This window comes from Planctomicrobium aquicomposti, from assembly GCF_051466325.1.
GTDB lineage: Bacteria > Planctomycetota > Planctomycetia > Planctomycetales > Planctomycetaceae > Planctomicrobium.
The window spans coordinates 3,546,979-3,559,752 of the sequence record NZ_CP195792.1; the positions used below are offsets into that span (position 1 = coordinate 3,546,979).

Sequence of the window (12,774 nt, forward strand, 5' to 3'; positions counted from 1 at the left end):
CAGACATTTTCCCGCAACGGGCAGGCTCCACTCCCGACCAACAAAGCACCCATAACCTGATAATACATAGAACATTACAGCAGAACGAAACCCATCCTTCCGAACGGAGGGGCAGGGGAACCGCGCGGAAACTTCGGTTCCCGCACCGATCCGCCTAAAATCAAGCGAACAACCACGACGATCGAGCGGTATTCTGAGACAGCGTGAAGCGCATCACGCTCCTCCGTCGGGATTTGATCCATCAAGGGAATTTTCAATGTCTGGAGCGAAACTCCCTGAGCGGACATCCATCTTCGGCTGCCTGGCTGTCATCCTCCTCAGCGCGCAGTGCGGGGCTGCTGCTCCACCCGCAGCCCGTCCGGAAGATCCTGTCGTTCAATTCGTCAACGCGGAAATTCGTCAGGGCTGGACCGATAACGAAGTGACTCCCAGCCCCCGGGCGGACGATGGGGAATGGCTCCGCCGCGTCTACCTCGACATCGTCGGTCACATCCCTCCGGCGGACCAGTATGAGCCCTTTTTCGCCGACAAGGACCCGGCGAAACGGAGCAAAGTCGTCGAGAAATTGCTGGCGGATCCCGACTATGTCCGCAACACCACGGAAGTCTGGACGAACCTGCTGATCGGGCGAAACACTCCGCGTCGCACCAGCCGCAGCGGCATGCGGAAATTTCTTCGCGAGAGCTTTGCCGTCAATCGGCCCTGGAACGACATTGTCTTCGACATGCTGACTGCGGAAGGTCACTTCGAGGAGAACGGCGCCACAAATTTCATCCTGGCGCAGCTCACGGGAAATGCGAACAGCGAAGACTACCATGTCGAAGCCACCGCCCGGTTGACGCGGCTGTTTCTGGGGCAACAGGTGCAGTGCACCCAGTGCCACAATCATCCCTTCAACGACTGGAAGCAGAACCAGTTCTGGGAGTTCAACAGTTTTCTGCGGCAGGTTCGCCGTGTCGACCATCAGCGGTACGACCCCAAGACCGGCCAGAACGTCGACGACTATTCCGAGCTGGTCTTCCGCAACTTTGACGGCCCGGTCTACTACGAAATGCGCAATGGCCTCGTGCAGGTCGCGTACCCTGTTTACGAAGGGCAGGAGGTCAGCCCCAAGGCTCCCGACCGTCGGCTGGAACTCGCTCGACTCATGTGTGAAACCGATCCGGACCACGCGCTCGCCCGGGCCTTCGTGAACCGGACATGGGGCTATTTCCTCGGCTACGGTTTCACCCGTCCGGTCGACGATATGGGGCCGCACAATCCCCCCAGCCATCCGGCTGTCCTTGACCACCTGACCGAGGAATTTGTCAAAAGCGACTACGATATCAAGCAACTGATCCGCTGGATCTGCAATACCGAGGCCTATCACCTCACCAGCCAGTTCAACAAAGGGAATGAGATCGATAACCCCGCAGCGGGTGAAGTCCCCCTGTTCAGCCATGTCTATGTGAAGACGATGCAGGCTGAACAGCTGTACGATTCCCTGCAGATTGCGATGACGCCCCCTGGCGGCAATCAGGTTGATAATGCTGCCGCGCAAGCGCAGCGGGATCGCTGGCTGAAAGAGTTTCTCGAGATCTTCGGCGGGAATGAAGACGATGAACCGACACTCTTCAGCGGGTCCATTCCGCAGGCCCTGATGATGATGAACGGACCGCTGGTGCTCAAAGCCATCAGCACGGAAAAAGGGGACTACCTTCCGACGGTGCTGAGCAATCCGAAATATCGCAGTGACAATGCGCGGATTCAGGCCCTGTTTATGGCGACGCTGGGAAGAAACCCCAACCGGTCTGAAATGAACCAGCTCGTCCGAATGATGAAAGGGCACAAGGACCCACTGGCTGCCTACCAGGATTTGTACTGGGCCCTGCTGAACTCAAACGAATTTATTGTGAACCACTGAAACCTCAGTATTTTTGAAACCTCAGTTTTTTGACCTTGAACCGAACCAGTTTCGCCTTGCGAACACCGGCAATTCATCCCACGCAGCGCTGGGCTGCGGGGACCCCTGGAAAGACGAACCGGAAATCCATCAGCAACAGACTGCCGCAGCCGGTTTCTCTCTCTCGACGTCCTGATTTTGAAACATTGATCCTCGACCCACCTGGAGCTCAACCATGACTCTGACTCCGCCCTCCGGCATGTCCCGTCGCCACTTCCTGAGCCATATGGCGCTCGGCGGGGCAGCCACGCTTGGTGCCGGTCAATTCCTGTCCCAGCTCCAGCTGCATGCGGCGGATATCCGGGGCAACCAGCGGGCCTGCATTCTCGTGTGGCTGGGAGGGGGCGCTCCCACCATCGATATGTGGGACCTCAAGCCGAACTCCAAGAACGGGGGCGAATTCAAACCGATCAGCACCAATGGAGACCTGCAGATCTCCGAGAAGCTGCCGGAAATCGCCAAGGTGATGGATAAGCTCTCCGTGGTTCGCTCCATGAGCACCCGCGAAGCCGATCACAGTCGCGGGACCTATTACATCCACACGTCTTACGTCCCCAACCCGACGGTGGTCCATCCGACATTCGGATCGGTGGTCAGTTACGAACTCGGGGGTCAGCGGAAGGATCTGCAGATTCCGGCGTTCGTGTCGATCGGCGGCGGCAGCTCGAGTCCCGGTTTTCTGGGAATGGCACATGCCCCGTTCGTTGTGGATCGACGCGGACAGATCCGCAATGCCAACATGGCCGGCATGGACTCACAGCGTCTCGGCCAGCGGCTGCAGATGCTCAACGCCATTGAAACCAATTTCATTCGCTCGGACCGCGGTGATGTGGCGCAGGCACATAAAGAAGTCTATGAGAAGGCGGTCAACCTGATGACCTCCGATCAGATGAAAGCCTTCAGCCTCGCCGACGAAACCGCCGAAACCAAAGCCCTGTACGGGAACCACGAATTCGGCAACACGCTGATGATGGCTCGACGTCTTGTGCAAACCGGCGTGCCGTTTGTCGAAGTCCAGCTCGGCGGCTGGGATCTGCATCAGAACGTGTTCGACACGCTCAAGAATCGGAATCTCCCGCAGCTGGATACCGGGCTGTCAGGACTGATCCGCGATCTGGACCAGCGGGGGATGTTGAATAACGTCTGCGTCGTCTGCATGGGCGAATTTGGTCGCACACCACGCATCAACCAGAACACCGGCCGCGATCACTGGGCCACGAGCTGGTCGGTCGTCATGGGAGGAGGAGGCATTCAGGGAGGACGGGCGATCGGAGCGACCGACGAAGACGGGATGCGGATCACCACCGAAAGCTATCTCCCGGGAGATCTGTGGGCGACCATCGCACACTCGTTGCGGATTCCGCTCGACCGGGTCCACTACTCCAAGCAGGGCCGCCCCCTGAAGATTGCCAACGGAGGTCAGCCCATCTCCGGCCTGATCAGTTAAGTTAAGTCCCTGGTGCTTTCCAGTAAGTAGCGGCAACGTGTCCCAGTCAGCCTCCACACCCCGGCATCCCCCGCGCGATGAATTCGTGCAGCTGTTCACGCGCGCCCAGCGCCCGCTGTATCTGTTCATTCTGGCACAGGTCGGGAATGTTCTGGCTGCGGAGGAGATCCTGCAGGAAACCAATCTGGTCATCTGGGCCAAGATTGAACAATTCCAGCTGGACACCAATTTCGCCGCCTGGACCCGTCAGATTGCCACGTACGAAATCCTGAAACATCGGCAGCGCAAGCGTCGGGAAAAGCTGACATTCTCCGACGACTTCCTGACCGCCGTCGCCGAGGAAGTGATCGAACAGTCCCCCGAACTCGAACGCCGGCGCGAGGCGCTGCGTGACTGTCTGCTGCGGCTGGCGGAGGCGGATCGAGAGCTGATCGAACACCGTTACCAGCCCGGAATTTCAGGAAAAGTGCTGGCAGAATCGCTGGGACGCCCTGCCAACTCTGTTTACCAGTCTCTGGGACGGATCCGCCGCAGTCTGCTTGACTGCATCCATCGCAAGATGACCGCGGGAGTCCCCACATGACCTCGCAAGTGCGACAGGAACTCCTCAACCTCATTGAGTTGCTGTGTGAAGACCGGCTCTCCCCGACGCAGGGGGAACGGCTGCAGGAACTGGTTCTCGCTGATCGGGAATGCCGTCGACTCTACGTACAGGCGATGGAACTGAACGGGCTGCTCTACTGGGATGCAGGAGGGGTCGGTTCGCTCCATGAAATGCCGGTGCGGAAGAGCGTCACACCGCTGCGCCGACGAGCCGTCAACTGGCCGGTGGCTCTGGGTGGTCTGGCGCTGCTGCTGATTCTGGGGACAACGTTCCTGCGCAAGCCGCAGCCGCATCTCGCGGAGCAGGCACAGCCGCACGGTTCCGTCGAACAACCCTTCTCCGGTCACGAGCCAGAGATCCCGCAGATTTCATTGCCGCCGGTGCAGCAACCACCCGAACAGCAGATCGCCGCTGCAGACAAAACGAATCCTTCTCCGGCAGCGGCGCAGCTCACCTTTGAGCCGACCGGCGATCTGATCGCCTTAATCAATGCCCAGATCCGCAAAGGCTGGACGGACGCCGAGATTCAACCGGCTCCCCGTGCTTCGGATTCGGAGTGGGTCCGACGGGTTTATCTGGATCTGGCCGGACGCATCCCCACGGTTGCGGAAACCCGGAAGTTCCTTGAGGACACCAGCGAAACCCGGCACGAACGGCTGGTGACGACACTGCTCAAGTCTCCCGACTTTGCCCGGCATGAAGCGACGATCTGGACCAACCTGCTCGTCGGCCGCGCGGAGAACAGGAAGATCAACCGCGACGCGTTGCTGAGCTGGTTGACCGATGCCTTCCGCAGGAATCAGCCGTGGGATGACACGCTCTCGCAGTTGTTGACCGCACAGGGGCCCGCCGAGGAAGGGCCGACAAACTTTCTTCTGGCCCATCTCAATAATCAGGCCGTCCCGGCGACGTCGGTGACCGCGCGGATCTTTCTCTGTCAGCAGCTGCAGTGCGCCCAATGTCATCAGCATCCTGTTGTGAAGGAATGGGGACAGGAGCAGTTCTGGAAGTTCAACGCCTTCTTCCAGCAGACCCGAATTCGGGAAACGAGTCAGCCCGGCTCTCAGCCGGGTCGGATGAGCTCGACTCGAGAGCTCGTCAATCAGGAAAAATTCGGTCCCACCTTCTATGAGACCCTGCAAGGGGTGATGCAGGTGGCCTACCCGGAGTTCGCGGGAAAAGAAATTACCAAAGCGCCCGAGCAGCCCTTGCGTGATCAGCTCGCGGAACTGCTGGGAGAGGATGGAAGCCACCAGCTTGCCAAGGCCTTTATCAACCGCACCTGGGCTCAGATTTTCGGATACGGTTTCACACACCCCGTTGATGATATGGGCCCTCACAATCCACCGTCGCATCCCGAGCTGCTGGACGCTCTGGCGAAGGAATTCGTGAGTAACGGCTATTCCGTTCAGAAGCTGATGTATTCCATCTGTCTGTCTGAACCGTATCTGCTGAGCAGCCGGGTCACTGACGAGAATCCGGTCGATGCTCCGGAGCAGGGGGAACGCCCCTACTTCAGCCGCATGTACGTGAAGCCGATGACCGCCGAACAGCTCTTCGATTCGCTGGTTATCGCTTCCGGGACTTCTCCCCAGCGGTTGAATTCCCGGCAGGGCCCAGGGCTGAGACGGGAAGACTGGGCCAAGCAGTTTTTTGCGGCACTTGAAACGGAAGAAAACAGCGAGTCGACGACGCTCGACGGGAGTCTCCCCCAGGTGCTGATGATGATGAACGGTGATCTGATCCAGCGGGCGGTCAGTCCCGAATCGGGTCAGTACCTGAACTCGGTCCTCAACAAGCAGGGGGCGACCGAGACCCAGAAAATCAACGAGTTGTCGCTGGCGGCTTTGTCCCGTCCCGCAACGCCGGATGAAGTCAATCGCATCCGGAAGCTGGTCCGCCTGCACGTCAAACAGCGCACGGAGAAAAATGTGCCGGCCCCGGTGGCGGTGCAGGAGGCGCTGCGCGACGTGTACTGGGCCTATCTGAATTCCAGCGAGTTCTCCGTGAATCGCTGAGTGCGCCGCCAGATTTTCTTCACGCACGGCCACGAAAAATTCTGCGCAGCTCTCCCTCATTCCCATTTCGAACTACCCGTCGCGGCGTCTCGTCCGACCACAGGGAAACCGCTCGGACGCTGTTTGCTTTGATGGGGGCAATGGCTACAATCCCCTGTTGAGATTTAGTCTCAACTGGAGCAGGCACGCCTTTCCAGTCGCTGCGGAGTGTGCTCTTCAGCGGATGAACAGCACCGCGCCGCCTGACGGGAATGGGTCGAAAAAACAGGATGCTCTCAACCGGTGGAGCGGAAATCGTGAACGCTGTCATTCCACTTGAGTCGCTCAACGACAACGAAGCGGGGACGATTGTTGATATCGTCGGTCCCGAGTCGTGGCGGCATCGGCTGATGGAACTGGGTCTGCGCGAGGGAGTGACCGTCAGCCTGACCAAGCGGGGGTCCCCTTGCGTCGTCTCGGTGGGGGACCAGCGGCTCTGCCTGCGGCACGAACCGGGTACGACCGTTTTCGTGGAAGTGACTTCGAACGCCTCTATTTGAAATTGTTGATTGCGCCGACATGAGCACTCTGGCAGATCTCTCCGTGCCCGGACAGCAGGCACTCATTCTGGAAGTCGAAGGTGACGATGCCATTGCCGTCCGGCTGATGGAAATGGGTCTGATCGATGGCGAGCAGGTCTCCCTGATCGGGTTCGCCCCCTTCGGCGATCCCATCGAGTTTCTGGTGCGCGGCTATCGGCTTTCCCTGCGCAGCTCAGAGGCCCGGCGGATTCAAGTCGAACTCCTGCCTCACAGCACTGCGAGCGTTCCAGCGAACAAATCCTGAACTCGGCGAGTACTCCGGCGGCGGGAGACCACAGGCCATCGCCGCGCACTGCTGACAGCCACACACCGGGCTCGGACGTTCACCCTCGATCAAAATTGATAGTCAGCCTCTCACTCTGCTGGAGAGCGGTCCGACCTTCCTTCAGCCCATTCAGACCCGCCCCCCGCAGCAATCGATAACCAACCGACACCATGACCCAGCCCATCTCCGCCGCTCCCTCCACTCAGCAGGCAACGAAGTCATTGACCATTGCCCTGATCGGGAATCCGAACACCGGGAAGAGCACGCTCTTTAATGCACTGACCGGAGGCCGGGCCCGCACTGGGAATTTCCCCGGCGTCACGGTCGAAAAGAAGATCGGCCGCTTCCAGCACAGGGGGACCGACATTCGTCTCGTCGATCTTCCCGGAACCTACAGCCTCGCCCCCCGATCGGCGGACGAAATGGTTTCGGTCGATGTGCTCCTCGGCCGGCATCTCGATCTGGGCCGACCCGATGCCATCGTCTGCATCGTCGACGCATCGAATCTGGAGCGAAACCTGTATCTGTTCAGCCAGCTGCGGGATGTCGCGATTCCTGTCCTGCTGGTGCTCAACATGCAGGATCAGATGCAAGCCCGGGGAATTCACATCGACCTGCCGCTGCTGCAGGAGCGACTGGACGTGCGCGTGGTCGCCACTTCCGCCCATCGCCGTGAGGGGATTGATGAAGTGCGTGACGCCATCCTGGAGGTGGCAGCGCAGCCCGACGTGGAACCACTCCGGCTCTTTCCGGAACCGTTTTATCGGGAAGTTACCGACCTCAAAAGCTGGCTCTCTGCCCGCGGACACCAGCACGTTCCGTTTTATCTCGCGGAGCGCATGCTGCTGGATGTGCATGGCGAAGCAGAGCATCGTGAATCGCTCAGTCTGCAGGAAGATTTCAGCACTCATCTGGCAGCAGCGCGAAAGCGGCTGCTGGAACAGGGATGCCGGATTCCGTTTATTGAAACGCGGGTCCGTTATGACTGGATCCGCGAGAGGCTCAGCGGGGCGATGGAATTCTATTCCTCGCAGAATCTGCAGACGAAGAGCGACCGCATCGACAGCTGGCTGACGCACTGGGGCTGGGGACTGATGTTCTTTGTGCTGCTGATGTTCTCGATCTTCCAGGCCATCTTCACGTTTGCCGATCCCATCATGGGCCTGGTCGAAGAAGGGCAGGGGTGGATCGCCGGATTGGTAGAAGCCGTGCTTGCCCCCGGCATTCTGCGCAGCCTCATTGTCGACGGGGTGATCGCGGGTGTCGGATCGGTGGTGATCTTTCTGCCGCAGATCGTGCTGCTGTTTCTCTTCGTCGCGATTCTCGAAGACTGCGGCTACATGGCCCGCGCAGCCTTTTTGATGGACAAGCTGATGACCCGCGTCGGCCTGAGCGGAAAGTCGTTCCTGCCGCTGATGTCCTCCTTTGCCTGCGCCATTCCCGGAGTCATGGCGACTCGAGTGATTGAGAATCGGCGTGACCGGTTGACCACACTGCTTGTCGCCCCCCTGATGAGCTGCTCCGCACGCATTCCGGTCTACATGCTGATGATTGCCGCGTTCATTCCTCCGATTGCCTGGCTGGGGGGGCTGGTCAATTTGCAGGTGGTGACGCTATTCGCGATGTACTGTGTGGGGGCGCTCATCGCCATTCCTGTGGCGTGGCTGCTCAAGAAGACATTGCTGAAAGGGGAAACGCCCCCTTTTGTGATGGAGCTTCCGTCCTATAAATGGCCTTCTCCCCGCATCGTTTTTGATCGGGTTTATGACCGGGCCAAAGCCTTTCTGGTTGAAGCGGGAACGCTGATTTTTGCGATGTCTGTTCTGGTCTGGGGGGCGGGATATTTCCCCGGAGATCACAAAGAACAGCATGCAATTCAGGCGGAGGTCGAACAAATTGAAGCAGCGGGAACCGCAGAAGATGATGCTGCCGTGTCCGCCCGTCTGGAAGAACTGCAGGCGCGACAACAGGAGTTAAGCAGCACACTCATCGAAAACAGCTTTCTGGGACGCGCCGGAAAGTTCATCGAACCGGTCGTTGAGCCGCTCGGCTGGGACTGGCGGATTGGCGTCGGCGCCATTGCTTCGTTCCCCGCCCGCGAAGTGATCATTTCCACCTTGGGCACGATTTTCAGTCTCGGTGGGGATGTGGAAGACGGGGACTCTGGCCTGCAATCCGCGCTTCAGGGAGCGACCTGGCCCGATGGCAAACCGCTCTTCACGATTCCGGTGGCGGTGTCGGTGATGGTTTTCTTCGCGCTCTGTGCCCAGTGCGGCGCCACACTGTTGGTGATCAAACGGGAAACCAACAGCTGGCGTTGGCCGATTTTCACGTTCACGTACATGACGGCCCTGGCCTATGTGGCGGCACTGGTCGTCTATCAGGTCGGCACCCGCTTGCTGTAAGCTGGTGTTCTGAGGCTGCGATGTTCTCACCGCAGCAATCGATCCCCGGAACAGAGCAGGGGACCGTGGAGAGAGTATTTCTTCAAAGTCTCACAGGAGAGACAACGATGGATTGGCAAACTCCAGTCGCACTGATCTGCGTCCTCGTGGCCGGGTCGTTTGTCTCGCGTTTCGTCTGGCGGATGCTCAGTCGCGGGGAGAGCAGTTGCGGCAGCGGTTGTGGTGGATGCGCCTCACAGGTGCGCAGTCCCCACAAAGAACCTCTGATGACGCTGGGGGACGATCTCACCACTCCACGCGGAAAATCCAGTCGTTGAGACATGTGGCTCTTGCCTGTCCACGAGTGGTCCGCTGTCCGAGTGCTGGAATGCGCCACTCCATGTGGGGAGAGTCCAGGCTGCTGAAAAATCACCATGCACGAGACAGCGCTGCCGGCTCCCATCGTCGGAAGGCAAGTGGTGTGCTCCCAGCCTCGTGCGTCTCGCGCCATGGATCGGAGTCGCAACGTCCTCGTTAGCGTTGATCTCCCCCCTCAGCGGGACGGGGACCGACAGCTTTCGGCTCACTGCTGAGAATCGGCTTCTGCCTGAATCGGATTGGCCGGACGATTTCGGGAGAAAAACCGCACTGCCGAGCACACCATCAATGCGAGCAGTGCTGTCACCATTGTCTTGCTTTCCGGAGCTTTCGCTCTGACCCAGGGGGAAGGCTGCTTAATCGTTTCAGCTTCATCGACTTCGCGCTGCGGTCTTCAACTGGCCAGATGTTCGATTTGTGGACAGGACCGGAGAAATCCGCCGGTTGGTGGGGTCGTAGGATCTGCGCCACCCGCAATCTTTCACCACCCCGAAAACCTTCCAATGAGCCCCCATCTTCTCAATTTCCCCTAATCCGAAGTCGATCTCAGAATGGAATCTCTTCAGCTGGGACTGAATCATGGCCGAGCAGGCACGTGAGAATGGAGTCGCTGGGGAACTGCAACGGATTGAAATCGAATTTGCGCGGCAGCGTCAGTCACTGACGTCTGGGAACGACTCGTTTGCTGTCTGGCAGGCCACGTGGAAGGCCCGTCAGGAGGCCATCGACGCGAAACTGGCGGAGCTCAATCGCTCGCTCACGGACACCGGCAAGCCGCCGTTGAAAATTGTCTCGCGGCCTTAGGATAGGTTGCTCCTGCGTGTGCCCGCGCAGCGAGGGTTTCGTGTGAGGAAATGCTGCTTCCCGCCAGGCGGGAAGGGGGACATCCAGAGCGCACTGGCTCTCAACCTGGGTTGGGGCCTACGCGGTTTTTTCAGGACCTCGGTTCTCAAAGCGGCGCGCCGGCAGGGCCATTCTGCTCCTCATTTCTTCCGGGATTGCGATCACCACGCCCCCGGTCCGGCCGCCAATCCTCCCCCGAGCGGGTCAAATTCAATTCCGGTCCGGTTGCTCCCCCCGGCGTCACTAGTCACACTCTCGGCAGACCGGCGACCGGTCTCGTTCCCTGACTTTTTTCCTGCTGTGTACAGGCAGCTATGTCCCCCGCGAAACTTCCACTTGTCATCGGCCTTGGTGAACTCCTCTGGGACGTTTTTCCCGATTACCGCGTGCCGGGGGGGGCCTCCGGAAATTTCGCTTTCCAGGCGCAGCAACTCGGTTGTCGCGGGATGGTCGTCTCGAGTGTGGGACAGGACGCCGATGGTGATGAGCTGTTGCAGTTTCTGACGGCGCAGGGTGTCGACACGAGAGGCGTGCAGCGTGCCCCCGCTCATCCAACCAGCCGCGTCACCGTCACGGTGTCGGCCGAAGGACAGCCGGATTATGTCATCCACGAGCAGGTCGCCTGGGACCATCTCCAGATGACCCCCGCGCTGCAGGATGCGATGCGCGAAGCCTCGGCCGTCTGCTTCGGAACTCTGGCGCAGCGGAACGAGACCTCACGAGAAACAATTCAGCAGGCACTCGAGTTGGTCAGCGTCAACTGCCTGCGGGTGTATGACGTGAATCTGCGTCAGAACTATTACCATCGCGACACGATCGAAGCCTCCGCGATGAAAGCCGATCTGGTCAAACTCAACGACGACGAAGTTCGTCTGCTGGCTCCACTGTTGAAATTTCCGACCGACGAGGTTTCCTTCGCTCAGTCCCTGATCGATCACTTTGGAACGCGGGTTGTCTGCGTGACACGGGGGGCGAAGGGCTGCGTCGTCGTCAGCAAGGACGAAATTCACGAAGTCCCGGGACGTCCCGTGAAAGTTGCGGACACGGTCGGGGCCGGGGACTCCTTCACTGCGGCACTCATCGTGTCCCAATTGAAGGGCTGGCCACTGGCGATCGGCAGCGAGTTCGCCAATCATGTCGGCGGAATGGTGGCAGCCCGAAAGGGAGGAATGCCCAATCTCCGCGAAGAGTTCGCCCAGCTCATTGCCCGATATGAACCCTGATTCGCTCCGGAGTCGACGTCACGCTGGCGACCGCCGCAGAAGGGAATTTGTCGGCAGGCTGCCGGAATCAGAAACACTGAACGAAAATTCCGTCCTGAATCGACGGCAAACCGCCCCGGCACAGGGGATCAACACTGACTGGAGAAATCGAAATGTCGACCCCCAAAATTGAAGCAGGCAAAACCCGGATCGGCTGGATCGGAACCGGAGTCATGGGTTCCAGTATGTGCGGTCATCTGATCGCCCAGGGCTTCTCAGCAACGGTCTACAACCGGTCGCAGGACAAAGCCAAAGGTCTACTGGACAAAGGAGCCAAGTGGGCCGCCACGCCCAAAGAAGTCGCTGAACAGTCGGACGTCATTTTTGCGATCGTCGGCTTCCCGGCGGACGTTCGTGAAGTGTTCCTCGGCAAGGAAGGGGCACTCGCCGGCTCGAAAGCTGGAAATATTCTGGTTGATATGACCACGAGTGAGCCCTCGCTGGCGGTCGAGATCGCCGAGGCAGCCCAAGCCCAGGGAGTCTTCGCGGTCGATGCACCGGTCTCCGGAGGGGACATCGGTGCCCGCGAAGCCCGGCTGTCGATCATGATCGGCGGCGACAAAGCAGTGGTCGATGCCCTGCAGCCCTGCTGGGAAGCGATGGGCAAGACCATCGTTCATCAGGGAGGCCCCGGTGCCGGCCAGCACACCAAGATGGTGAATCAGATTCTCATCTCGACGATGATGATCGGTGTCTCCGAAGCCCTGCTCTATGGGTATAAGGCGGGACTCGACCTGGAAACCGTGATGAAGTCGGTCTCTTCCGGTGCGGCGGGCAGCTGGTCGCTGTCGAACCTCGGCCCCCGCATGATCGCCAACAACTTTGATCCCGGCTTCTTTGTCGAACACTTCATCAAGGACATGGGGATTGCTCTGGCCGAGAGCAAGCGGATGGGACTGTCGCTGCCGGGACTCGCACTGGCCGAACAGCTGTACCTGTCGGTGAAGGCCAAAGGCTGGGGCCGGAACGGCACGCATGCCCTGTTGCTGGCACTGGCCGATCTCTCAAAGGTCGACTGGCTCAAGCGCTCCTGAACCAAGCGTTCACCCT

Annotated in this window: 10 protein-coding genes; all 10 read left to right on the top strand. The window is 59.5% G+C overall.

Annotated elements, in window-relative coordinates:
• Positions 1 to 256 precede the first annotated feature (256 nt).
• The 10 genes from SH664x_RS13700 to SH664x_RS13745 all read left to right on the top strand — a co-directional run bounded on the left by SH664x_RS13700 (position 257) and on the right by SH664x_RS13745 (position 12,758).
• On the top strand, positions 257 to 1,903 hold the full coding sequence (locus tag SH664x_RS13700) for a DUF1549 domain-containing protein (protein ID WP_437201800.1): 1,647 nt from the start codon (positions 257 to 259) through the stop codon (positions 1,901 to 1,903).
• A 214-nt stretch (positions 1,904 to 2,117) separates the two neighbouring features.
• Positions 2,118 to 3,389, top strand: coding sequence for a DUF1501 domain-containing protein (locus tag SH664x_RS13705; protein ID WP_437201802.1), 1,272 nt, complete (start codon positions 2,118 to 2,120; stop codon positions 3,387 to 3,389).
• A 37-nt stretch (positions 3,390 to 3,426) separates the two neighbouring features.
• Positions 3,427 to 3,972 carry a sigma-70 family RNA polymerase sigma factor gene (locus SH664x_RS13710; protein WP_437201803.1) on the top strand — a complete coding sequence of 182 codons (546 nt, stop codon included), beginning with the start codon at positions 3,427 to 3,429 and terminating at the stop codon, positions 3,970 to 3,972.
• Positions 3,969 to 6,011, top strand: a complete 2,043-nt coding sequence (locus SH664x_RS13715; RefSeq protein WP_437201805.1) for a DUF1549 domain-containing protein — start codon at positions 3,969 to 3,971, stop codon at positions 6,009 to 6,011. The genes SH664x_RS13710 and SH664x_RS13715 overlap by 4 nt, the downstream gene beginning before the upstream one ends.
• Positions 6,012 to 6,307: 296 nt before the next feature.
• Positions 6,308 to 6,550 (top strand): FeoA family protein, encoded by a 243-nt coding sequence (locus SH664x_RS13720; protein ID WP_437201807.1) that lies wholly within the window; start codon positions 6,308 to 6,310, stop codon positions 6,548 to 6,550.
• A 19-nt stretch (positions 6,551 to 6,569) separates the two neighbouring features.
• Positions 6,570 to 6,836 (top strand): FeoA family protein, encoded by a 267-nt coding sequence (locus tag SH664x_RS13725; RefSeq protein WP_437201809.1) that lies wholly within the window; start codon positions 6,570 to 6,572, stop codon positions 6,834 to 6,836.
• A 191-nt stretch (positions 6,837 to 7,027) separates the two neighbouring features.
• On the top strand, positions 7,028 to 9,262 hold the full coding sequence (gene feoB / locus SH664x_RS13730; RefSeq protein WP_437201811.1) for a ferrous iron transport protein B: 2,235 nt from the start codon (positions 7,028 to 7,030) through the stop codon (positions 9,260 to 9,262).
• A gap of 936 nt (positions 9,263 to 10,198) precedes the next feature.
• Entirely contained in the window at positions 10,199 to 10,423 is a 225-nt protein-coding gene (locus SH664x_RS13735) for a hypothetical protein (RefSeq protein ID WP_437201813.1), read from the top strand.
• Positions 10,424 to 10,776: 353 nt separating this feature from the next.
• Positions 10,777 to 11,685, top strand: a complete 909-nt coding sequence (locus tag SH664x_RS13740; RefSeq protein WP_437201815.1) for a carbohydrate kinase family protein — start codon at positions 10,777 to 10,779, stop codon at positions 11,683 to 11,685.
• Positions 11,686 to 11,837: 152 nt separating this feature from the next.
• Positions 11,838 to 12,758, top strand: coding sequence for an NAD(P)-dependent oxidoreductase (locus SH664x_RS13745; protein ID WP_437201817.1), 921 nt, complete (start codon positions 11,838 to 11,840; stop codon positions 12,756 to 12,758).
• Positions 12,759 to 12,774 lie beyond the last annotated feature (16 nt).

What these genes read in the sequence shown, in the direction of transcription:
- SH664x_RS13700 (WP_437201800.1), top strand. Translation starts at nt 257, where the DNA reads ATGTCTGGAGCGAAACTCCCTGAGCGGACATCCATCTTCGGCTGCCTG.
- SH664x_RS13705 (WP_437201802.1), top strand. Translation starts at nt 2,118, where the DNA reads ATGACTCTGACTCCGCCCTCCGGCATGTCCCGTCGCCACTTCCTGAGC.
- SH664x_RS13715 (WP_437201805.1), top strand. Translation starts at nt 3,969, where the DNA reads ATGACCTCGCAAGTGCGACAGGAACTCCTCAACCTCATTGAGTTGCTG.
- SH664x_RS13725 (WP_437201809.1), top strand. Translation starts at nt 6,570, where the DNA reads ATGAGCACTCTGGCAGATCTCTCCGTGCCCGGACAGCAGGCACTCATT.
- feoB (WP_437201811.1), top strand. Translation starts at nt 7,028, where the DNA reads ATGACCCAGCCCATCTCCGCCGCTCCCTCCACTCAGCAGGCAACGAAG.
- SH664x_RS13735 (WP_437201813.1), top strand. Translation starts at nt 10,199, where the DNA reads ATGGCCGAGCAGGCACGTGAGAATGGAGTCGCTGGGGAACTGCAACGG.
- SH664x_RS13740 (WP_437201815.1), top strand. Translation starts at nt 10,777, where the DNA reads ATGTCCCCCGCGAAACTTCCACTTGTCATCGGCCTTGGTGAACTCCTC.
- SH664x_RS13745 (WP_437201817.1), top strand. Translation starts at nt 11,838, where the DNA reads ATGTCGACCCCCAAAATTGAAGCAGGCAAAACCCGGATCGGCTGGATC.